Annotated in this window: 17 protein-coding genes and 3 pseudogenes; 12 read left to right on the top strand and 8 right to left on the bottom strand. The window is 48.4% G+C overall.

Features of this window, described 5'->3' with window-relative positions; translation table 11 throughout:
- The first annotated feature begins 117 nt into the window (after positions 1–117).
- The 4 genes from SBO83_RS02895 to SBO83_RS02880 all read left to right on the top strand — a co-directional run bounded on the left by SBO83_RS02895 (position 118) and on the right by SBO83_RS02880 (position 4,755).
- Positions 118–1,839 (top strand): diguanylate cyclase, encoded by a 1,722-nt coding sequence (locus SBO83_RS02895; RefSeq protein WP_396130393.1) that lies wholly within the window; start codon positions 118–120, stop codon positions 1,837–1,839.
- Positions 1,840–2,110: 271 nt separating this feature from the next.
- The gene (locus tag SBO83_RS02890) at positions 2,111–2,917 is read left to right on the top strand and encodes a carboxylesterase family protein (protein WP_396130392.1); all 807 of its coding nucleotides are present in this window, start codon (positions 2,111–2,113) and stop codon (positions 2,915–2,917) included.
- 68 nt (positions 2,918–2,985) lie between these two features.
- Positions 2,986–4,344, top strand: a complete 1,359-nt coding sequence (locus tag SBO83_RS02885) for a carbohydrate porin (RefSeq protein WP_396130921.1) — start codon at positions 2,986–2,988, stop codon at positions 4,342–4,344.
- A gap of 168 nt (positions 4,345–4,512) precedes the next feature.
- A complete protein-coding gene (locus tag SBO83_RS02880; protein ID WP_034791239.1) occupies positions 4,513–4,755 on the top strand; it encodes a DUF1480 family protein in 243 nt (80 codons plus the stop codon).
- Between the two features lie 69 nt (positions 4,756–4,824).
- On the opposite strand, the gene SBO83_RS02875 is transcribed toward SBO83_RS02880, so the two are convergent.
- The 3 genes from SBO83_RS02875 to SBO83_RS02865 are packed head-to-tail and all read right to left on the bottom strand — an operon-like array spanning position 4,825 to position 10,809.
- A complete protein-coding gene (locus tag SBO83_RS02875; RefSeq protein ID WP_353503988.1) occupies positions 4,825–5,214 on the bottom strand; it encodes an ASCH domain-containing protein in 390 nt (129 codons plus the stop codon).
- 46 nt (positions 5,215–5,260) lie between these two features.
- A complete protein-coding gene (locus SBO83_RS02870) occupies positions 5,261–8,230 on the bottom strand; it encodes a WG repeat-containing protein (protein WP_396130391.1) in 2,970 nt (989 codons plus the stop codon).
- Positions 8,227–10,809, bottom strand: coding sequence for a WG repeat-containing protein (locus tag SBO83_RS02865; RefSeq protein WP_396130390.1), 2,583 nt, complete (start codon positions 10,807–10,809; stop codon positions 8,227–8,229). The genes SBO83_RS02870 and SBO83_RS02865 overlap by 4 nt, the downstream gene beginning before the upstream one ends.
- Positions 10,810–11,587: 778 nt before the next feature.
- On the opposite strand from SBO83_RS02865, the gene SBO83_RS02860 reads away from it, so the two are divergent.
- Entirely contained in the window at positions 11,588–12,775 is a 1,188-nt protein-coding gene (locus tag SBO83_RS02860; protein ID WP_396130389.1) for an amidohydrolase, read from the top strand.
- Positions 12,776–12,784: 9 nt separating this feature from the next.
- Here the strand turns inward: SBO83_RS02860 and SBO83_RS02855 are convergent, their stop codons facing one another.
- The 5 genes from SBO83_RS02855 to SBO83_RS02835 all read right to left on the bottom strand — a co-directional run bounded on the left by SBO83_RS02855 (position 12,785) and on the right by SBO83_RS02835 (position 17,256).
- Positions 12,785–13,483: an extensin family protein gene (locus SBO83_RS02855; RefSeq protein ID WP_396130388.1), complete on the bottom strand. Its 699-nt coding sequence runs from the start codon at positions 13,481–13,483 to the stop codon at positions 12,785–12,787.
- A 680-nt stretch (positions 13,484–14,163) separates the two neighbouring features.
- Positions 14,164–14,982 carry a hypothetical protein gene (locus SBO83_RS02850; RefSeq protein ID WP_396130387.1) on the bottom strand — a complete coding sequence of 273 codons (819 nt, stop codon included), beginning with the start codon at positions 14,980–14,982 and terminating at the stop codon, positions 14,164–14,166.
- 417 nt (positions 14,983–15,399) lie between these two features.
- A complete protein-coding gene (locus SBO83_RS02845) occupies positions 15,400–16,185 on the bottom strand; it encodes a hypothetical protein (protein ID WP_396130386.1) in 786 nt (261 codons plus the stop codon).
- Positions 16,186–16,441: 256 nt separating this feature from the next.
- Entirely contained in the window at positions 16,442–16,630 is a 189-nt protein-coding gene (locus SBO83_RS02840; RefSeq protein WP_396130385.1) for a hypothetical protein, read from the bottom strand.
- Positions 16,631–16,827: 197 nt separating this feature from the next.
- The gene (locus SBO83_RS02835; protein ID WP_396130384.1) at positions 16,828–17,256 is read right to left on the bottom strand and encodes a helix-turn-helix domain-containing protein; all 429 of its coding nucleotides are present in this window, start codon (positions 17,254–17,256) and stop codon (positions 16,828–16,830) included.
- A gap of 197 nt (positions 17,257–17,453) precedes the next feature.
- Here SBO83_RS02835 and SBO83_RS02830 point away from each other — a divergent pair, with 197 nt between their 5' ends.
- The 7 genes and pseudogenes from SBO83_RS02830 to SBO83_RS02800 all read left to right on the top strand — a co-directional run bounded on the left by SBO83_RS02830 (position 17,454) and on the right by SBO83_RS02800 (position 19,560).
- Positions 17,454–17,837, top strand: coding sequence for a hypothetical protein (locus SBO83_RS02830; RefSeq protein ID WP_396130383.1), 384 nt, complete (start codon positions 17,454–17,456; stop codon positions 17,835–17,837).
- A 64-nt stretch (positions 17,838–17,901) separates the two neighbouring features.
- Positions 17,902–18,404: pseudogene (locus SBO83_RS02825) on the top strand (phage regulatory CII family protein).
- A 2-nt stretch (positions 18,405–18,406) separates the two neighbouring features.
- A complete protein-coding gene (locus SBO83_RS02820; protein WP_396130382.1) occupies positions 18,407–18,499 on the top strand; it encodes a phage filamentation protein Fil family protein in 93 nt (30 codons plus the stop codon).
- 90 nt (positions 18,500–18,589) lie between these two features.
- Positions 18,590–18,893 (top strand): annotated as a pseudogene (locus SBO83_RS02815) (hypothetical protein).
- 180 nt (positions 18,894–19,073) lie between these two features.
- Positions 19,074–19,214 (top strand): annotated as a pseudogene (locus tag SBO83_RS02810) (DUF2732 family protein); the annotation flags it as partial.
- Complete coding sequence (locus SBO83_RS02805) at positions 19,214–19,438, top strand: TraR/DksA C4-type zinc finger protein (RefSeq protein ID WP_396130381.1); 225 nt, start codon at positions 19,214–19,216, stop codon at positions 19,436–19,438. The pseudogene SBO83_RS02810 and the gene SBO83_RS02805, both read left to right, overlap by 1 nt.
- Positions 19,435–19,560: a hypothetical protein gene (locus tag SBO83_RS02800; protein WP_396130380.1), complete on the top strand. Its 126-nt coding sequence runs from the start codon at positions 19,435–19,437 to the stop codon at positions 19,558–19,560. Before SBO83_RS02805 ends, SBO83_RS02800 begins: the two co-directional genes overlap by 4 nt.
- Positions 19,561–19,904 lie beyond the last annotated feature (344 nt).

Here is a 19,904-nt window from a genome sequence, read left to right as displayed (position 1 = left end):
ATATTCCTAATCAGGCATGTATTATTGCGCTCATGAATGACACTTCTGGAAATATTATTTCCAGATATGAAGCATATAGCCCGTGTCGAGTAAAGTTTTGCCAGTCGGAGAAGTATCATGGCGGATGAAATACAGTTCCAGTCAGCAGAAGGTCATCTTCTGCGAGAAATGGCCAGCCTTCGCGATATCATTGACAACAACTCTGACTGGATCTGGGAAGTCGATACTCAAGGCAGATACGTTTTTTCCTCGAATAAATGCCAAGAGTTCCTCGGCGTGCCGCCTGAACATGTGTTGGGTAAAACGCCTTTTGACTTCATGCCGGCCGACGAGGCCATCCGCGTCAGCGGGCAGTTTGCCGCGATTGCCGCTCGCCGCGCCCCTTTCGGCGGCTTGCTGAATAGAAATATTCGCGCCGACGGCAGTGAAATCATTCTTGAGAGTAGCGGCATACCGCTGTTTGATTCAGCAGGTGAATTCCGCGGCTATCGCGGCATCGACCGCAACCTGACCAATCTCGATCAAGCCCCCGGACAGCGCCTATTCCAGCTGGAAACCATCTATTCCAACGCCCCAGTTGGCCTGTGCTTTATCGATTTGCAGATGCGTTATGTGACGGTCAATGACGCTATGGCGAACATTATTGGCCTGCAGCCTTATGAGGCCATTGGCCGCAAAGTCGGCGTTTTTCTGCCGGGTCTTGCTCCTTTACTGACCAACGCGCTCGAGTTGGCTCAGCGCAATGAAGCTACGCCCGACCGCGAGTTCTCTCTGCCCGGCAACAATCAGATTTTCTTCGTAAGAATTAAAGCGGCTTATGATGTCCAGAATCAGCTGAGCGGCCTTTCCGTCGCCATGACGGATATCACCAGCCTGAAACGCATGGAGCGCGCACTGCGTGAGAGCCAAGAGCATTATCGCAACATGGTGGAGCTGAACCCGCAGATCCCATGGACCGCCGACCCTTCCGGCCTGCTTAATGACGTCAGTTCGCGCTTCCAGCGCATTACGGGCATGACGCGACAGGATATTCTGGCGGATAAATGGATCCAGAGTATGCACATTGAAGACCGCCGTGGCGCCGTGCAAACCTGGGAACAGTGCCTGAAAACGGGTGCGCCGCTGGATATCGAAGTGCGGTTTTGTCATGTCGATCGCGGCTGGAACTGGATGCGCATCCGCGCGGCGGCAAGCTATGCGCCCGATGGCTCCATTCAACGCTGGTACGGCACGGCAGAAGACGTTCACGAACGTAAACTGCTGGAGCTGAAACTGGTGAAAGCCAATCGTCGATTGGAAATCCAGGCCCGCACCGATCCTTTAACCAAACTGCCTAATCGCCGCGAATTTAAAAAAGTGCTCAGCCACGAGTACATGCGCGCTAAACGTAACAATAGCCCGCTGACGGTGGTGATGATTGATATCGACTACTTTAAGAATTTCAATGACCACTATGGCCATTTGTCCGGTGACGCCTGTCTGCGACTGGTTGCCCGCACCCTGCGAAAAGCGCTGAAACGCAATACGGATGTGATCACCCGTTTTGGCGGCGAAGAGTTTGCAGCTATCTTGCCGGATACCGATTTAAAAGGCGCATGGATCGTGGCGCGTCAAATCATGGAAGCCATTGAAACACTGGGCATTAAGCATAGCTTCAGTGAATTCAATCGCGTCACCATTAGTCAGGGTATTGCTACGTTTACGCCACGGGAAAACCCGGACATTGACGATCAATCGGATATCGTCAGCGCGGCAGACCAAGCCCTCTATATTTCCAAAAATAATGGCCGCAACCAAATTAACGCCATGCCTATCTCTGCTCGCCATACCCCCCTTTAATTAACAGATAAAAGTGTGACTCTATCAGAGATATATTTTGTCGAATGAGTCACACTTCCGCATCATTACATTCATCTTGAATTGCCAATATAATAAAAGTAGTGATACCGTCCTCGCGTAGAAAATGGATTGTTACTGCCAACGCAGGCAAAACCTAAACCTCATGAATTATTCATTAAAAGAATAAATTCGTGGTTTAGGTTTTTTTTTGCATTTAACACCACAGTTCTTTCAATTATATATTTTTACATATACATCAGGGATGCAGCATATGAATAAATTATTTATTACCTCAACCTCTATGGCTCTTTTACTATTAGCTTTACCACCCTGCCAGGCTCAAGGATGGGAAAAGGGTAACTTTCATTCTGAGAAAATAGATCTGCCTTATCAGCTTTATACTCCCGAAAAGACCTCCTCTTTATTGCCCTTAGTGATCTATTTACACGGTACCGGGCAGGCGGGCACTGACAATCAGGCGCAGCTTTACCAAGGGGAAAATATTGGGCCAGATTATTTTACCAGCCCCGCCAACCAGTCACTGCAGGCCACCTACGTGTTAGCCCCACAAACCCCGATGGCCATCCGCTGGGCCAGCACCACTCTGGCCGAGTATGACTTTATGAAAACGCCGATCACTGCCTCGATGGAAAATTTATTGGCGCTGATTGATAAAACCGTTGCCCAGTATCCCGTCGATAAAAACCGGATTTATTTGGCAGGCCTGTCCCGTGGCGGTCAAGGCGTTTGGTATGCGGCACTGCTACGTCCCGAATATTTCGCCGCTATCGCCCCTATTGCCGGAGCAGGCAGCCCGGAGTACGCGCAGAAATTAATTAAATTACCAGTCTGGGTATTTCACGGCACCGACGATGAAGTTACCGATGTCAATTACAGCCGCAATATGGTTGATAGCATAATTAAACTCGGGGGCAGCACGCGCTATATCCGTTACAGCGAAATAGAGGGCGGCGATCACCAATCCTCTTGGTTAACCGCCCATCAAAATAGTGATTTATGGCAGTGGATGTCTAAGCAAAATAAAAGCAATCACACTTCACCCGTTATTACTAAGTAACAGAGTCGACTAATAAGGAGAGCCGTATGTATCTAAGGACGCATAAATTAAATGCTTTTGTACTTTGTATGACCTTCATGAATCCACTTTGTTATGCGGATGATAATGAAATTCCGGCCATTGAAGATAAAGCCGCCAAGCCCTGGGCTTCGAAAACGCTAGGTTTTGAACCTTCTCCACAGGAGGGGCTGCTAGGGGATTGGCTGGGGGTGAAACCTGCATTGAAAGACCATGGATTCAAATACACCCTCGGCTACCTGAGTCAAAGCGCCTACAACATTGATGGCGGCTATGACCAAAGCGGCAAGCTGGCGTATATCGACCAGTTCTGGCTGATGTTCAAACAGGATTTAGAAGCCTTAACCGGCATTCCCGACGCCACCATTGACGGCAACATAGTTAACCGCAACCACGACTCCAACCTTACCCGCGACCGTACTCAGGACCCGCGCAGCGGCTTTACCGATATTGCTCAGGAAAGCTGGGGCGGCGGTTCGATCACGCGTCTTGGCTGGCTGACCTTCAGCCGAAGCTTTATGGACCGTAAACTCAGTTGGCGGGTTGGCTTAATGAATAAGCAGCTCGATTTCGATCAAATCATTCCCTGCGATTTTCAAACTCTCGGACTATGTGGTGGCAAGTCGGCCAGTGGCGGCATGTGGTACAACTGGAATGTTCACTACTGGGGCACCTCGCTTAAGTACAAGTTTGATAGCGGGATTACGCTGAAAACCGGTTTGTATGAACAAAACCCCGAAACCAATAGCCGGGGCCATGCATGGAGTATCTCGACCACCGGCAGCCGTGGGGTGGTAGTCCCACTGGAAGTCGAATGGCGTACGCGGGCCATCAACCAACTCCCCGGTGCCTACAATCTCGGGGTTATTTACACCAATGCCGGCCAGAGAGATCTCTATAAAGGCAAAAATGGCGGCCCCGGCGCTACCGATCCCGATGGCTATGATGAGATCCAGCAGAACTGGTATCTCTATGCAGGCCTTAACCAGCAAGTTACCCAGCACGAAAGTGATGCAGACCGCGGCATGAGCGTCTACGCCAGCCTTGGCCTTGCCGATCAGCGCGCCTTGCCGATGCACTACAAAACCTCAGTGGGTTTGCGTTATCGCGGGCTATTTGATGCTCGCCCAGAAGATATGATTGGTTTGGGCATCGGGCGCTATGTCCCTGGGGACCATCTGAAAGACAATCGCCGCTACCTTAATCAACTGAGCGGCGTCACGGATGTGAACTCACCCCAATATCGTCCAGTACCGGGCGTTTCGCTAACGGGTGAGGTTTTCTATCGCTGGAAACCTATCCAATGGCTTGAGCTGCAACCCGGCGTGCAGTATTGGCACAATCCGGGTGGCATTAAGCAGACCTCTGACGCGTGGGTCGGTGCCTTAAAAGCCGTGGCCTACTTCTGATCTCCCCTTCCCTCGGGCCAGCAATTAGCCGGCCTGATTTGGTTTAATTTCCCCGAGCTAGAAAATTCTTATGGCACTTTCAAGCCGCTCAGCTATTCTCAATATATGGCCTCAACTGGTCATACCTCCTCTTGCGCATTCTAACCTTCACCAGTTAAGGAGTACCTTATGGGGAAATCAGTAATACGAATCGGTAGTTATGAAATAGATGACGCGCAGTTATCTACGCCTGAAGCCAAAGGCGGGGACAAGGTTTTCATTCCCTGCAAATCGGACCCGGATTTATGTATGCAGCTGGATGCCTGGGATGATCACACCAGCGTCCCAGCTATTCTCGATGGCCGACACTCGGTGCTGTATAAAGAAAAATACGATAAAGAAAAAGATGAATGGATTATGCGTCTTGAGTAAAAAACATGGCGAACGGCATTCAGTTCGCCATGTTTCATTGTTAGAAGTCAGCGCTGTTACAGCTGATTATTAGAAGGTTTCCACCAACGCAAATTTCATTAATAACAATGGCATATTTGGTGAAAACAGATCGTACTCCTCAAAGAAACGCTGATGCTCTTTACGCCAGTAAGCCAGCGTTCTATCACCTTCGCCCTCCTCAAAAGCATGCTGCTCAGTGACTAAATCGAATGGCACCTGCTTCACTTCTGTCAACTTTACGGCACAAACCGGATTGTTACGGCCATCGACGACAACGAAGATTTCGCCCGCTTCTGGCTCCGGCTCATCATCAAGATTGGCGCAGGTTGCGGTCTTCACGCCATCGATAACCAGCTTCGCCATTGCGTCTGCCTGAGCCTCGGTATCGCCAAAAGACCAACGCTCTGCGGCTATGTATTTTTGTGGGATTTGAGGGATCATGTTTTATCCTTTTTCATTAAAGGGTGCGCGTTAAACGTACACATTATTTTTTACTTTCGGCTGCTGGAGCAGTGCAGGTATTGGGAAGCTCCGCTGGCCATTGGCGCGTGCTGCCTGCGCCGTACAACACGTGTATGCCACATTCGATATCCACCCGCGCCAAAGGTTTGCCACTGGTGTCTAGCATCATTGATGTATCACCGGTAGAAACAATGGCTACGCCGCTGTCGAAAGCAGAAACCGAGTCAAACACTGGAGGAATAACAAAGTGTCCCGCTGCGTTAATAAAGCCGTAGTGGTTGTCCACCTTGGCGAAGGCCAAATCATTTATCGGTAATCCAAGATCGGCATAGCTGACGTCAGGCAACACTTTACCCTGTCCATCAATCCACACCTTTTGTCCGTCGTCACGCGTCAGAACTGCACGACCATTGCTGATGACACTGGCTTTGCCCTGTACCGCCAAAGCCAACTTGCCGGTGTTATCAACATAGCGCGTAGTGGCAACATCATCCTGAGCATCATAAGAAATCGGCATATCGCTGGCTAATGGCCAGTGCCACTGCCCCGCAGGCATCTGCGCCACGCGAGTACCCGCGTTATCAATCAGTTCGGTACCCTGCTCGCTGCTACGCAAAGCCCGGTCTTTCACAAAAGCAGAGCTTTTCGACGCCAACGTGGGTTCTATTTGCCAAGCGCCCTGTGCCGACAAATAGCCCTCTTGCGGCTGGCGAGACAGCTTTATCCAGTCGCCCACGGCGGTGATTTGCGTCTGTTGCTCATGCAGTTCGACATTGCCCTGACTGCTCAGCAACCAGGACTGCCCGCCCGTCGCCGTCGCCAAAATGCGGCCATCCTTGAATTGCGTGACATCAAGCCCGGTGGTCGGAGCAATACGCTGCTTGATATCGGTCCCTATAATCGAGGCTAAAACCGAGGTTTCAGGTTGGTCAGCGACCACAGGCTTAGTAAGCAACCAGAGCGCGGGATTGATGCGCTCGGCTTTGGCATACTTAGCCTCAACCACCAGCTTACCGCTCTGATCAACTAGCCCCCACAGGCCGTTTGGCAATTGCACAGCGGCCTGCTGACCGGCGTAGGTATCGACATTTTTATAAGCTGGCGAAGAGATAACCTGCTGGCTGAGGACGTCGTAAATCCCCCAAAGAGCACCTTCAGAAGCCGTCTCGCGGAAACGGAACCAGCCGTTACCGATAGACTCAAGCTCAAAGGCATCAGGCAGATTGAAATGCTTGCCGTTGGTATCAATGGCGGTCAGTTTGCCATTCAAATAATCCAACGCATAACCCTGTACGAATGGCGAGATATTGTCTTCGGTCAGCGGAACACGCACTTTCCCCTGCTCGTCGACGATGCCGGTACCCTGCGCGGTTTTCACAATAAATTGCTGGGAAATATCACCTTTCGGGTCAGCAGTGACTTCGGCTGCGGCGGGCTGAATGTCCAGCCACTTGCTATCAATCTGCAATGAACCGTCGGCACGCATAAAACCTGCGCCGGTTTTTGAAGAGGAGTCAGGGCGAATCAGGGCGATTGGCGCCGTCTCGGACGCGGCGTTACCGCGCAATGGCTCAAGACGGTAGCCTTCCAGAGCAGAGTTGTTCTTCTGGCCAATCAGCGCCTTGCCGTTGCTATCCACGATATTGATAACTTTTCCCTGCTTGTTTTTAAGCCACAGGTTGCCGTTAATTACGTCGCTGTCAGCAATTTGCCCAAGCCAGGCCACATTTTGCGCGCCGCCAATCATGCCGCCAGAGGCGGAGATAATGGCATTCACTTTCGGTGAGCCATCTTTGACGGTCAGCAGGAAATCACCCATATCTTGAATCAGCGGCACACTTCCCGCAGGCAGGCTCAAGATGGCTTTTTTACCCGGCACATAGACGTCAACCGACTCTTTCCCCTGAGCCGACAGAACATAATTGCTCTGATAGATCAGCGAATTCGCTTGCTGTTCATCAAAAGACGCCACCACCACGCTGCTGTTATCCAATAGTTTTACGTCATCCGCCGTTTGTGCCAGCCAAAACTCTGGCGTCACGGCTTTAACGGAGAGATATTTTTGCGTATCCGTAGTGCCATCGGCGCGAATCAGCGTGATGCCATCCTCGCCAGTCGCTAGGGCTAAATGCTGATTATTGGCATCTAACTGAATGTTTTTAAACTGAGGTTTAAGCCGCCATTCGAGGTTTTGATCTGCAATACCAAAGCCCTCAATGCCGCGCGCGATAAACAGCTGGTTTTTACCAAACGGCTGCAAAATTTCCATCTTATCGCTGGCAACGTGGCGCGACTCGTCGGGGGCGAGAAGCACTGTTTTATAGTCCAAACGCAGACGCGCAGGCTCACCATCGCTTAACGCCGCCGTATCCACCAAGTCATCTAGCGGCTGGCCGACTTGGCCACCTTTACGATCGATAATTTGCGCTTTGCCATTGACCTTCACGACGGCCAAACCTGACTGGGTAAAGTTCTCAGCCTGGTCGAAAGTCGGTTTGATTATCCAGTTACCGCTGGTGTCGATGAATCCCCATTTTCCCTCTTGTTCGACTTTCGCCGCACCAAAGTGGAAATCGCCAACACTATCGAACACCGGCTTAATAACCAGCTGGCCTTGAGCATCAAGGAAGCCCCAACGGTTGCCAGTTAGCGCGGCTGGCGAAGGCGAAGCGGCGGGCTGAGGTTCAGAGGCGGCAGGCGGGTTCGCAGCCTCCTCTGGCTGGGCCGGATTTTCGACTAAGAGCTGTTGGGCTGCGGGCAGTTTAACCGCCGCGCGACCTTCACGAACATTGCGGATGCAGAGATTTTGCGTTGCAGGTAAAGCGAGCTCTGCCAGATGCGAGGCATCCGCCGGGTTAGCGTCAGCAAAACAGGCATTACTTGGCTCGGCCAGAGCCGGATAAGCAAACCCGACCATAGCCATCATGCTGCCAGTATAAACCGCGCCGCGAATCGCCGCGCGCAGGGAAATACGGCCAACTCTGTCGGTCATTGACCACTCCCATTGGCGCAAGTCACCGGCTTCAGCGGCCAGAACTGGTGCCCTTTGGCATCAGTAATGATGCGCTGATTACAGTGCACTTCGAGCTGCGCCAGCACGTTTCCATTAGTATTAAGCAACTGCGCCTGACCTTTCATTCCTGCCCATGCACGCTTTTCACTAAAGTCTTCAGCCCATTCAAACTCAGGCACCACGGCAAAGCGCCCGGCCAGATTGATATAACCAAAGTTCGCACCATAGGTCGCCTGTTTCATGGCTTTCGCCAGGCCATCATTCATGCCGCCAATCTTGTCGAAATAGGAGCCGATCACTTTCTTGCCATTCGAGTCAATCAGGCCGAAAAGACCGTTAGTGTCTTTAAATGGCACCGTCCCTTCGCTGGCGTCGTTGACCTGCACGCTACTTAGCCCCGGATAACGCTGAACTTCGTGACCTGAGTTATCAAACAGCACCGTTTCGCCGGTGGCATTATCGTTGAGCACCAACCGTGCCATCGAGGAGAGAGGTTCAGCTGCTTCAAAGCCTTCCAGCGGCTCGCCACCCGAAGTATCAATCAGCATGACATGATTATCGCTGACTGCACTGGCCCAATCCTGTGGCTGAACAAAATTCAGCGCGGCGGAATAGAGAGGCTGAACTTGCCATTGGCCCTGACTATCAATGGCGCCGAAGCGCGGGCCAAATCCAAGCAGCACCCACTCGTTATCGATATTAACGGATGAAGGGATAATTGCCTTGCTAACCGCAGCGCGCCCATCGTTGTCGATTAAAGCAACACCGCCCTCGGCAGGCTGTACCAGCCAATGTTCTTTGCCCACGTTTAGCGGCTTACCAAGCAAGTTGCTGGCGACCGACTGTCCATTAGCGGCATTAAACAAGCTGAAATGCTGCTGAGTGTTCGCTGCATCATTCGGCTGGTCATCGTCGGAGATGCTAAACATGGCATCGCCAATATATTGTGGCTTGCCTGAGCGTTCTTGGTCAGGAGCAATCGCCCATTGGCCGGCGCGTTTAATCACGCCCCAGCCGCCATCGGCTCTTGCCACGGCATAACCCTCTTTAAAGTCATCGACTTCAAAGAACTGCGGCGCGGCTAATACACTTTTGCTTTGAATGTCCCACAGGCCCCAGCGACGATCTTTGCCTTCACCTTCCGCCGTCAGCAGTACGCCGGAACTAATACGCTGACCGCTCTGCAAAATATTGTCTGGCGCATCGATGACGTTGCCGTGACTATCGATAATGCGTTTGCTTTCAGGCTTATTGTCTTCAGTCGTCGCCCAGCTGTAATCACCGGTGAACGGGGTAATTTGCGCGAAGGTTGGCTGAATCGCCCATTTGCCATCGGCATCAATGGCGCCCATTTTATGATTCTCGGTTTGCACCAACAGCGGCGCATGGCGAATATCGCCTTCAATGCTTGCCCACTGCGGATCGGAGAACACTTCGCCTTGCGACGTTAAGATCGCGACAGATTTTTTGGCGTCATTCGGTTTGAGTAGTGCCCAAGGTAACCCCTGTGCTTGTGCATTTTGCTCGCCATTACCATTGCCTAACTCATGGGCACCTAAAGGCTGAACCTGATAATCACGCAGTGCATTCAGCACGGAATCCGCCAGAAGACCGACGCCATTACTGTTATAAACCTGCACAACTTGAGGCGTTTTACCCTCAGTTTGGCTAACCCACAGGTTGCCATTTTGCAGCAGTAACTGCGGCTTGGTGGCTTTAACATTGACGATTTGATTCTGTGGGCCGATAAGGGTTACCCCTTTGCTGCCTTTAGCGACTAACCAGTCGCCCCAGTCTTGCAAGTCTTCAGCCTGATCGGCGGCAAGATCCTGAACTTTCTCCAGGGTACTGCTGAGCAGTTGATGACCGCCGTTATCAGTGGTGACTAACCAACTGCCTGATTTCAGGGCATGTACGGCTTTGTATTTTTCTTTGCTGACCGCAACGCCTTGTTTATCAAGGAATGCCCAATCAGTTTTATCTTTAACAGCAATAATATCGCCATTGAGCACCGGCGCATTGCGTGTTTTCAATACCATTGGATCAACGGCCCATTCGCCATTCTGATCAAGATATCCCCAGTAGCCGCTGTCGGCAGTATCACGCTTCTGAGCTGGAATCAGTCCTGACTGCGGCTCTTGAAGCGCCATCACGTCATCGGGTAATGCGAGGGATTTGCTGGTCTCAGCATTCCACAGCGCAGGGGGAACCTGAGTCTGAACGCTCGCCAGCGCCTGTCCTTTGACAAAACCCTCACTGTCTAGCGATGCACCAAATGGCAGGGTCTGAATCACCGCGCCTTTGCGGTCAATCAGCGCCAGACGATTATCGATGACCACCAACGCAGTACCGGCGGCATTAAAATCCGTCGCGCGGGTAAAGCGAGGTTCAATCACCCAGTGGCCTTTCTTATCTATATAGCCAAAGAGATCGTCTTTCTTCGCCGCGGCAATATCATTAGAGAAGCCGCTGACTTCGCGGAACTGAGGTTCAATGACCATATGGCCGGTGAGATCGACATAACCCCACAGCCCTTGGGCATCGCGCGAGGCGCCCATCAAGACCGGAGATAAACCTTGTTGGAAAGGCAATTGGCACTTTTCAGCGGTTTTGGAATTACTGCACGCCCGCAACCACGCATCGTCTGCGTGGGCCGGCAAGCTAAAAGTAGCATTCAGAACTATCGCTAAGGCGCTGAAGTTTCTGAGATGTTTGAGTGTGTCGGAGCAAATCATCCGATTCCCTTATGACAAGATAATAAGAAAGTTTAGCGCACATAACCCTGATGATTTCGCTAGTGACGCGTTAAACGGTAAAAATCCGTGAATAATCAAGTTCAATGGTACTTACACGCTACGGCGTACAGGGTGTCAGCTTGTGAGATAAAAAGCAGCTATTTTATTGCCTCAACCCGCATCAATACACTTAATAACGGCACTTCTGCCTGAAAACTCAACGTTATTTTAGGATTTATTTTCGCGTTGCTTTTGCACATTTATGGATTGAACACTTCACAGCTGAAAATGTGTCCATAAAAACCTCTATTTACACCTTTCCAGCGTCCGGCGAGGCTCAATTTCCGTCTGCACAATCGTAGAAAAAACCACCATCGGCGTCCATCCCTGATTCACCCGTTTCCAAGAAACCTCGAAAAAAATATTAACCGTTACATCAGTTACATAGCGTTATTAGATTGAACATTCCAACAATTGAAAAAGAGTCGAAATAGCTCAGTTTGCTTATTGCCATCCCCCCTACCAGACTGCATTCTGTATTTCGAGCATCACCGCCGCTCGGCCCCAAGCCGATCTCTTTTCCATCAGACTGAATGACGCCATGAATAATAAAAATTTTTGTACCGTGGCCGACGTGGCCGACCTTGAGGCTGGCCTACGTGAGATTCGCCAGCACCTGCATCAACACCCGGAACTCTCCAACGAAGAGGCCAAAACTGCCGATTTCGTTGCCAAAGAACTCAGCCAACTCGGCTATCACGTCACCATGGGCGTGGGCGGGCACGGCGTCGTTGGCACGATGAAACGCGGCACGGGCAGTCGCACCATAGGCATTCGTGCGGATATGGACGCCCTGCCTATTAATGAAGAGACCGGCGCGGCCTATGCCAGCCAGACTTCCGGCGTGATGCATGCCTGCGGCCACGACGGCCACACCACCATGCTGTTAGGTGCCGCCAAGCAGTTGGCCCGCAGCAAAAACTTCTCTGGCACGGTGCACCTTATCTTCCAGCCAGCCGAAGAGATTGGTTTCAACAGTGGCGCGCAACGCATGCTTGAGGAGGGCCTGTTCGAGCGCTTCCCTTGCGATGCGGTCTACGGGCTGCACAACCATCCGGGCTATCCGGCAGATAAAATGATGTTCCGCGCCGGGCCATTTATGGCGGCGTGTGACACGGTGAATATCACCATTCGCGGCAAAGGCGGCCATGCCGCGCGCCCACATATGACCGTAGACCCTATTCTGGTCGCCAGCAGCTTGGTGGTGGCGCTGCAAACCGTGGTTTCGCGCAATATCGATCCGAACGAAACCGCCGTCGTCACCATTGGTTCGCTGCACGCCGGCCACGCGTCTAACGTCATACCTGAGACTGCCCGTATTGAAATGAGCGTGCGCTCTTTCGACGCCGGAGTGCGCAAAATTCTTGAAGATCGCATCCGTTCTTTAGCCGAGCTGCATAGCGCGGGCTATGGCGCGGTGGCGGAGATTGAGTATGTTCCAGGCTATCCGGTGCTGGTGAATCATGCGCAGGAAACTGCCTTCGCCTTAGAGGTGGCTAAAGAGCTGCTTGGGGAAGAGAACGTGGTGGATAACTTGCCGCCTATTTCTGGCAGCGAGGACTTTGCTTACTTCTTGCAGAACAAGCCGGGCTGCTTCTTGCGCTTGGGCAATGGCAATAGCGCAGTACTGCACAACCCAGCCTATGATTTCAACGACGACAGTCTGACCATCGGCGCGGCTTACTGGACGCGTTTAGTCGAGCGCTATCTAACTGAGAACATTGACTAATTCAGAAGGTTAGCGGCAAAAACCAAACCAGCGCATGCCTAAGTGGAAGTGATTGGCGTGCGCTGCGTTATAGTCAGGCCCGATGGAGTTACCAAAGTAAGGGCAGCTGCGATTGAACATATCGCGGATAAAACTGCCGCTGGCGTCATCCTGCTTCCAGGCTTTTAGCACCGTGATATTTCTGCCATCGGCAAGTCGGAACCCCGCGACATCCAAGGCTTCCGCCGTGGCATGTTCGCTTAACCGCCCTTCTGCACGATGATAAACATTGCGACAGGCATAGCTGCCAAGATGGTCAATTCGAGTCAGCCCGGCTCCCAGCTGTGCTTCGGACTGAGGTTTCGTGACCTGCGAAACAAACATCGCGCTACTCAGCGCCAATCTACAACTCGCCAAAAAGCTTGAGCTTAGAGAAACAGAACCGAATTTCTGCACCCTCACCGGAGACTCCAACGGACAGTTCCCGTGTGTACTGGCAACCCGCGTAAAACTAATCGCCCCCTCCTGTTCCGCGCTATCAAGCACCGCCAAACAAGCCTCAGGATCATTATCTAACCGACGGAGTTTGTACTTGGTAATAACATTCGGCGGATCGTTAACAGACAACGGCGTAAAAGGGTTATAGCGCGAAGGCACCCTCTCCGTGATCCAAGGCGCCGCATACAGCAGAGCGACCAAGAAAATAATGAGGACAACCACGTACTTCATCAGCAAGATCCTTATGGTTGTGGGTTTGGAGTGCAGCTAGAAGGGGGAGTTTTGGGGTAATTTTAGTGTATGGGTGGGGTTTGTGGGGAAAATGAATAGCCCGGACTTTTTTAACTCCTGATGGTTTGACCAAAAATTTGTTACGGCGATAAATGCCTCTGGAATTAAGTTTAAAGATAGCCCATCTACTTTTCATGAAATTAGGAGTATAGATGGCAGGTTGTACGAGATGGAGAAAGGGAAGGAATTTGCGATGAAATTGCTGGGCATAAATCTGAAAAAATGACAGCCAAGTACCTCGATACCAGAGGGAAAGAATACGCAATTCTGTAAAAGATCGAATACAGAATTTCATGTGATTGTTGTTTTTCCTGAAAATAACTCTTTAAAATCAATAACCAAAAAAAGACCGAATACTTATACAAACCATTAAAATCAATAAGTTAATCAGAACAGTGGCGATAGAGTGGCGGTTTATTTCTCATCATGATTAGCGATAAGCGAACTCAGATTTTGTAAAAAATCAATATGCATTGATTATGTCCCCGTACTTAATAGCCGAGAAGTCCATTTCTCGCTCAATGCTGCCTGATGAGTGTCTAGCAACAGGTGAATGTCAAAGTGGACATAATATTGTATTAATTATTTGGAGACTGTTCAATAAATTTTATTAGAAAGATTTAACCATCAACATCTGATTCATCTTCAGGCATCTGTAGTGTGCTTTCGAAGCTGAATTCAGGTACCGGTACAACCCTTCCGTCAGAGTTAATAAATTTTTTTATAAAATGTTTGTTTTTACAAGCCCTACAAGTGAATTCTGACTCAGCATCTATTTCGCACAGTAGGATGCTATGTTTAGTGCCACATTTAAAACATGGAATACGCGCATACTGGAATGATTCAACTTCTTCCGACGATGACAATCGAATAACTGCATAGTTTTTACAGCCTGCATTTTGACAGTTCAGTTTGTTATTTTTTTTGAGATAGTCATTTGTAAATAAAATATCTTGACCACACTTCTCACATTTTATTTTGTTATAACCACGACTAAACGTAATTAAATTAAAATCACAAAGCTTACTAAGCTCCACTTGGATTTTATGTAATTTCCCCTTGTCGATTGCGAAGTTTTGTTTTTTTATGGTAGGTTGATGCAGATAACTTCCTAATGTGTTGTACCATTTATTCAAATCCTGATATTTGATATTTTTATATTTCACAGTTATATTTTCAATTTCCTCCCCACTTATTTGCACTTCCAAATCCATATCTGCCGCATCTTCAAACATGCATAAGGATTTTATAGCTTGCGGGGGTTGCCAAGTATTAATAACTGACTCGGGAATTTTACCTAAACTAGCTTTTAGCTGGTTATAAACATGACATTCAATAGCAAGTCTTAGTTCTAATGCACAATATCTTAAGGAAGAGTTATCCCCTTGCTGGTATAAATAACTAGCCTTTTGTAGATGTTCTTTAAAGTTATAAGTCATAGACAGTTCTCCTTAACTTGTTGGAAGCAATGATGCTTGTAGTTCCAGCCTTTAATTATTCCAACAATGCGATGAACCGAAGTGTTGCATCAGGAATAAATTGAATTTAAAAACAAGGAAAAATTCGATCGTAAAAAAATATTTATCATTTCATACACCGGCCTCCACCTGTTGACCTCAAGTTAGATGATCTGCTCCTCATGGATTAACATCCCTCTCAGAGTCCCTTTTTCGCTAATAGCGGACAAAGCGAAAAATTTCTATCACCCTCATACCAAACTACCGAAATATTACTTCTGTTGATAGAAAAAGCTGACAATTTGCATATCCCGGTACCAGGCTTAATTGCTGCTATGATGGATTCGCTCAGGATCATGTTAATCATGCCAAAATTGTTTTTCTGAGTAGAGTAGGACCTCAGTACAAGTTAGAGCTTTGCCTGTTTTTTGACACTTCCCCTGCCGCATCTAACAAGGTGAGCATTTGTTGGTCAGTTAGTTCTCGGCCATCCTTGATTGCGTTTCTAATTACTGACATCTCGAGTCCACTCTCCGAATACAGTTTTTTAACCTCATTGCTCAGTTGTTGAATAGAGCTACTATCGTCAATCATAAAAAACCGCTCCAACACTGATAATGATTTAACTGTTAAGTCCTGAATTTTTCCTTGCTCATCTCTATATAAAGATATTGATCTTTTTAGAATATCCAACTCGTCTAAAAGTGATTGTTTTGACACTTCCAGCTCTTGAGTTACCAACGCCTCACGTTTACCACGCTCAATTTGTGCTTGAATGTCAGCATCAATTTTAGCGTTTTCAGTTTCTACTGCCCTATCGGATTGAACTCTAAGTTTTGATAACTTTATTGCATCTTTAAAATCGTCTGATTTGGTCAAAAATACATTATCTCTGTGCTTATCATCTGCCCACTTATGTGCCTTAGAGAGTAGCCATTGTGCATAAGGTGTAACGACAGCTAAAAGTCCTCCAGCCAAGACGGGGGAAATAATGAAGTGAAGATAAAAATAGTTTTGCGAGAGAATGTAATCAATTCGGAACTTTACAGGAGAATCGCTCATAAACAGCATTGCTAAGTTCGGCCAATTAAACCAGAACCAAGCCAAAATTATGAACCCCCATAGAGGGCTTTTAATCCTTTCTTCTAATACCTTTTTAACTGACTCAGCCAAACCGTCGCTCATTTTAAAGTCCCTGAAATTGGATTTTTTCTTATCATAGTCCTTCAGCTCTTTTTAGGTACTATCTAAAGGTATTTTAAGTACCCCTACAACGAACCATTCATCCTCAGAACTTCCTTTATCCTTTAAATACAATTTATCCTTTTAACTTTTACCCTATGCCATGCTGCAAGTGGCCCGGTCAGTGTGAGAAGCAAACACAACCAGCAACTTGTTGCGTTAGTCAATTTGCAGCCTGTCATATCCATCAAACGCTCTTCTACATAGCATTTTTTAATATAACTACTACTAATCCTTTTGCTATCACTTCATTTGTTGAACATTCAAACTCGCCATCCTGCCCAATGACGCGCAGCTTATTCCCAAGACGCTTAGAAACTGCGTACACATCTAAGGTGCCATCGATATCTAAAAGCGATGATCCATTTGATAACTCATTAACACCCATTTCAATCAGCCAAGATGATTTACCGTTACGTACATAGTGCAAGTTGTCAAGTTGTCAAGTTGTCAAGTTGTCAAGTTGTCAAGTTTAATGCCATCAGGGACAAATGACCGATCCATGTAGCAAAAACCATCATCATCAAGTTTACCTGCCATAAGTATTTTTTTAGGGATCGTCGGTATTTCAGAGTTTACAGGTTCTTAGTGCGATTCAGTTTTCATCTCACCTGTCGCGAGCCATTCAAGTGAAGCACCACTGTCTAATGCGCAGGTAATCACTACATCGCCAGGAAAATATTCTCTACGAACCCACGTGCTAATCGTTCCCGTAGAAATCTCTAAATATTCACTCAATTCTTTCTGAGTCGAGAAACCGTAAGCGTCCAAAATTCGTTTTAAAACTGCCTTTCCACCCGTCGATAACATTTTCTTTAATAGTGACTTACCACGGTCGGCTCTTGTGCTTGTCGTAATATGAGTATTTTTGATATTTGCATTTGCAACCCCCCCACTAACTAGCCACTTGAGATCGGCTCCAGTATCTAATGCGCATTTGATGATGGCATTGCCAGGAACACTGTCTCTCTGCATCCAAGCACTGACGTTTCCAGGAGGGATCTCCAGACACACAGCAAGTTCTTTCTGTGTTGTTACCCCATAAGAGGAAGATAAGCGTTAAAGTACTTCCGACGCATTAGGTTTAGATTCAGACATTGCCCACCTAAAAAATACAAAAGCATTTTACAAATCTATGTTTGTATTCTGAAGTGACAACACACCACATGTTACACAGTAGAACTCAAACGACAGAAAGGAGATTTTGCTTTATGTCTCATCAGAATGCAATTCAAGCACCTATAGAGAAGAAAGCCGTTTCAGGAGAACAGCTAAACTCACTCATATCTCAGCTATTGCCTGCATTAGAATCAGCCCTTGCCGCAACCGATGTGAACGCTATAAGTTTGCAGCTGACTACACTGGCAACCTCCCCGACGATCTCAAAAAAAGATTTCGTAGCGATAAACGGTATCAGCGCATCGATTCTCGAAAAGTGGATCGCTAAAGGCGTTGTTCTTCTTGCTCCTACCCCTTCGAGCACAGTCACTCAAAAACGCAAAAGCATCAAAACAGGTCAAATGCAAACTATCGTAATGGAACGTCACGGTAATACATTGATCAATCTCGAAGCATGGCGTGAGAAAAACCGTTAGCAAGCCATCAAGTGCCGCTACATAAAGCCTTGAGTCAGATTATTCAAACTAGCAGGGACTAACAATGTTTGATTATCGCGTTTCCAAACACGCTCACTTTGACGATGCATGTAAGGCATTTGTGAGTCGTCATAACCTCACCGAACTTGCCGCGCTGATGGGGACTAAACCCCAAATCCTGCGCAATAAGTTCAACCCAGCCCAGCCCCACAAACTGACTTGTGAAGAAGTCCTGTTGATCACTGACATGACAGAAGACGCTGCACTACTCGACGGTATGCTGGCACAAATTAACTGCCTTTTGTACCTGTTAACGAGCTCGCGACGTCGAATCTCTCAACCTACGCACTCCAGGCAACAGCGGCGGTTGGTTCTATTACTGCCGATGCTGTTCGGGGAGGAAATGTTTGTTCACAGCGTAGGATGTCGTTACTTGATGGAGTGAATGCTGGTATCAGGCATCTCTCACTGATCGGTCTAATTGTTCAGGGCCGTGTCCAGGCTTCACCTGCTCTGGCTTCTGCGGTAGGCGCTATCGCCAGCATCACCATAAATGGGATGGTGTGACCATGGCCATATCTATTGCTCCCCTGCTGAAGCAACAATCCGCTGCCCGTCATTTCGGTCATGGCTGGATTGAATTACCAGGCGGTGGACACTAGAACCATGCGCCACGCCAGGCTGCTTTTGTAACCTCGTCAACTCCAGCCAAAAGAAGCTGTTATTTAAGCGCCTATTTAGTTGAGGTCTTCATGTTATTAGCAAACGAAAAACAAAGAGAAATTGGGATCAAACATCTCTCCCGTATAAAAGAAATGCTTCCTTTCCGTAAGAACGCAGCGCAGGAAGCATTTGACGAAAGTCCGCCACATATGAGTAAAACTATTTTGCTTCCATGCTGGATTAAAATCCCGCCATGTGGAAATGAAGTTTTCGGAACTAACTTACGCCGAACGTAAGCAAGTGGTTGCCGCACTGAATTCTTTAATTGACCTACTGGACTCGCTTCCAAAATTTATCAGTGATGATGATTGCACATTAAATATTAAACACTAACCAAGATTTAATTAATTGGCGTTCAACTCGCCGGGCATTGCTTTGCCTAAAAACAAGAATATCACAATGAATATCAACCAAACCAAATCAACTGACGCAGTAATTGACCATTCGCAACCAGATAGCGATCACTGTGGTGTCTTAGTTCTCTTAAATGAAACCAGGTAAGATCAGCGTCGTAACAGCGCTAATATTTTCTCTTCGCGACTGCAGGTTCTTGCCACCTACATCATCAAGCATGAGATGACCGTAATCGAGGCCGTTGAAGCTCTGCGTGTAAAAGCTGAGCATCTTCAGAACGAAGCGGCGGAGGTTCACTAATGCCTGATTTATTGGATTCAATCACAGAGCGTCAGGCCAACATCCTTGAACATCAGATTAACGCTGCCTGTCAGACGGTAACGGGCGTATCTGCAATATTCTGCCTCGACTGCGACCGCCCTATCCCTGAGACTCGTCGCGCCGCTTTGCCCGGTGTTGATACTTGCGTTACTTGTAAAGAACTCCAGGAGTTCAGAGATCGGCTTTACCGGGGGCGGACATGACTATTTTCTACATTCAGGCTGGTGTCTTGGCGGTGATCGCCAGTGGATTTCTGGCCGCTGACATTAGTTATGCAGATTTTCATAAACGGGCTGAGAAACGTAATGAGGGATTGAATAAATGACCCCCCTTTGAAAATACCTTCGGCACAACGAGAAGCACTATGTCTTATAAAGGGCGTATTTTGGATACATCCCATCATGGCAAGCGGGTGCCTTTGTCGCATCAACACAACCCACTACAGCCGGTCGGATTTCTCCAGCTATTAGCGAACCTACAAAATGGCACCAGTCAGTAGGAACAGCTAAAATTGAAGTGTTCACTGGGACATGAAGCCGATCATTTAAAAAGAGAAGGATTGTCTGCCGAGAGCGATTTACCGATATATGAATATCTGTCTCTAGCTCTGTTCAAGTCTGCCACGCCAGCGCTGGCGTGGATCACACTGGATCATGCAACTGCATTAAA

Source organism: Ewingella allii (genome assembly GCF_044430645.1).
In the GTDB taxonomy this organism is placed as follows: domain Bacteria; phylum Pseudomonadota; class Gammaproteobacteria; order Enterobacterales; family Enterobacteriaceae; genus Ewingella; species Ewingella allii.
This window is presented reverse-complemented; position numbering and strand designations above follow the sequence as displayed.

Bases quoted from the DNA above. Each gene is read 5' to 3' on its own strand.
- SBO83_RS02895 (WP_396130393.1), top strand. From the start codon at position 118: ATGGCGGATGAAATACAGTTCCAGTCAGCAGAAGGTCATCTTCTGCGA.
- SBO83_RS02890 (WP_396130392.1), top strand. From the start codon at position 2,111: ATGAATAAATTATTTATTACCTCAACCTCTATGGCTCTTTTACTATTA.
- SBO83_RS02885 (WP_396130921.1), top strand. From the start codon at position 2,986: ATGACCTTCATGAATCCACTTTGTTATGCGGATGATAATGAAATTCCG.
- SBO83_RS02880 (WP_034791239.1), top strand. From the start codon at position 4,513: ATGGGGAAATCAGTAATACGAATCGGTAGTTATGAAATAGATGACGCG.
- SBO83_RS02870 (WP_396130391.1), bottom strand. From the start codon at position 8,230: ATGACCGACAGAGTTGGCCGTATTTCCCTGCGCGCGGCGATTCGCGGC.
- SBO83_RS02865 (WP_396130390.1), bottom strand. From the start codon at position 10,809: ATGGGCGCCTCGCGCGATGCCCAAGGGCTGTGGGGTTATGTCGATCTC.
- SBO83_RS02860 (WP_396130389.1), top strand. From the start codon at position 11,588: ATGAATAATAAAAATTTTTGTACCGTGGCCGACGTGGCCGACCTTGAG.
- SBO83_RS02855 (WP_396130388.1), bottom strand. From the start codon at position 13,483: ATGAAGTACGTGGTTGTCCTCATTATTTTCTTGGTCGCTCTGCTGTAT.
- SBO83_RS02850 (WP_396130387.1), bottom strand. From the start codon at position 14,982: ATGACTTATAACTTTAAAGAACATCTACAAAAGGCTAGTTATTTATAC.
- SBO83_RS02845 (WP_396130386.1), bottom strand. From the start codon at position 16,185: ATGAGCGACGGTTTGGCTGAGTCAGTTAAAAAGGTATTAGAAGAAAGG.
- SBO83_RS02840 (WP_396130385.1), bottom strand. From the start codon at position 16,630: ATGGGTGTTAATGAGTTATCAAATGGATCATCGCTTTTAGATATCGAT.
- SBO83_RS02830 (WP_396130383.1), top strand. From the start codon at position 17,454: ATGTCTCATCAGAATGCAATTCAAGCACCTATAGAGAAGAAAGCCGTT.
- SBO83_RS02820 (WP_396130382.1), top strand. From the start codon at position 18,407: ATGGCCATATCTATTGCTCCCCTGCTGAAGCAACAATCCGCTGCCCGT.
- SBO83_RS02805 (WP_396130381.1), top strand. From the start codon at position 19,214: ATGCCTGATTTATTGGATTCAATCACAGAGCGTCAGGCCAACATCCTT.
- SBO83_RS02800 (WP_396130380.1), top strand. From the start codon at position 19,435: ATGACTATTTTCTACATTCAGGCTGGTGTCTTGGCGGTGATCGCCAGT.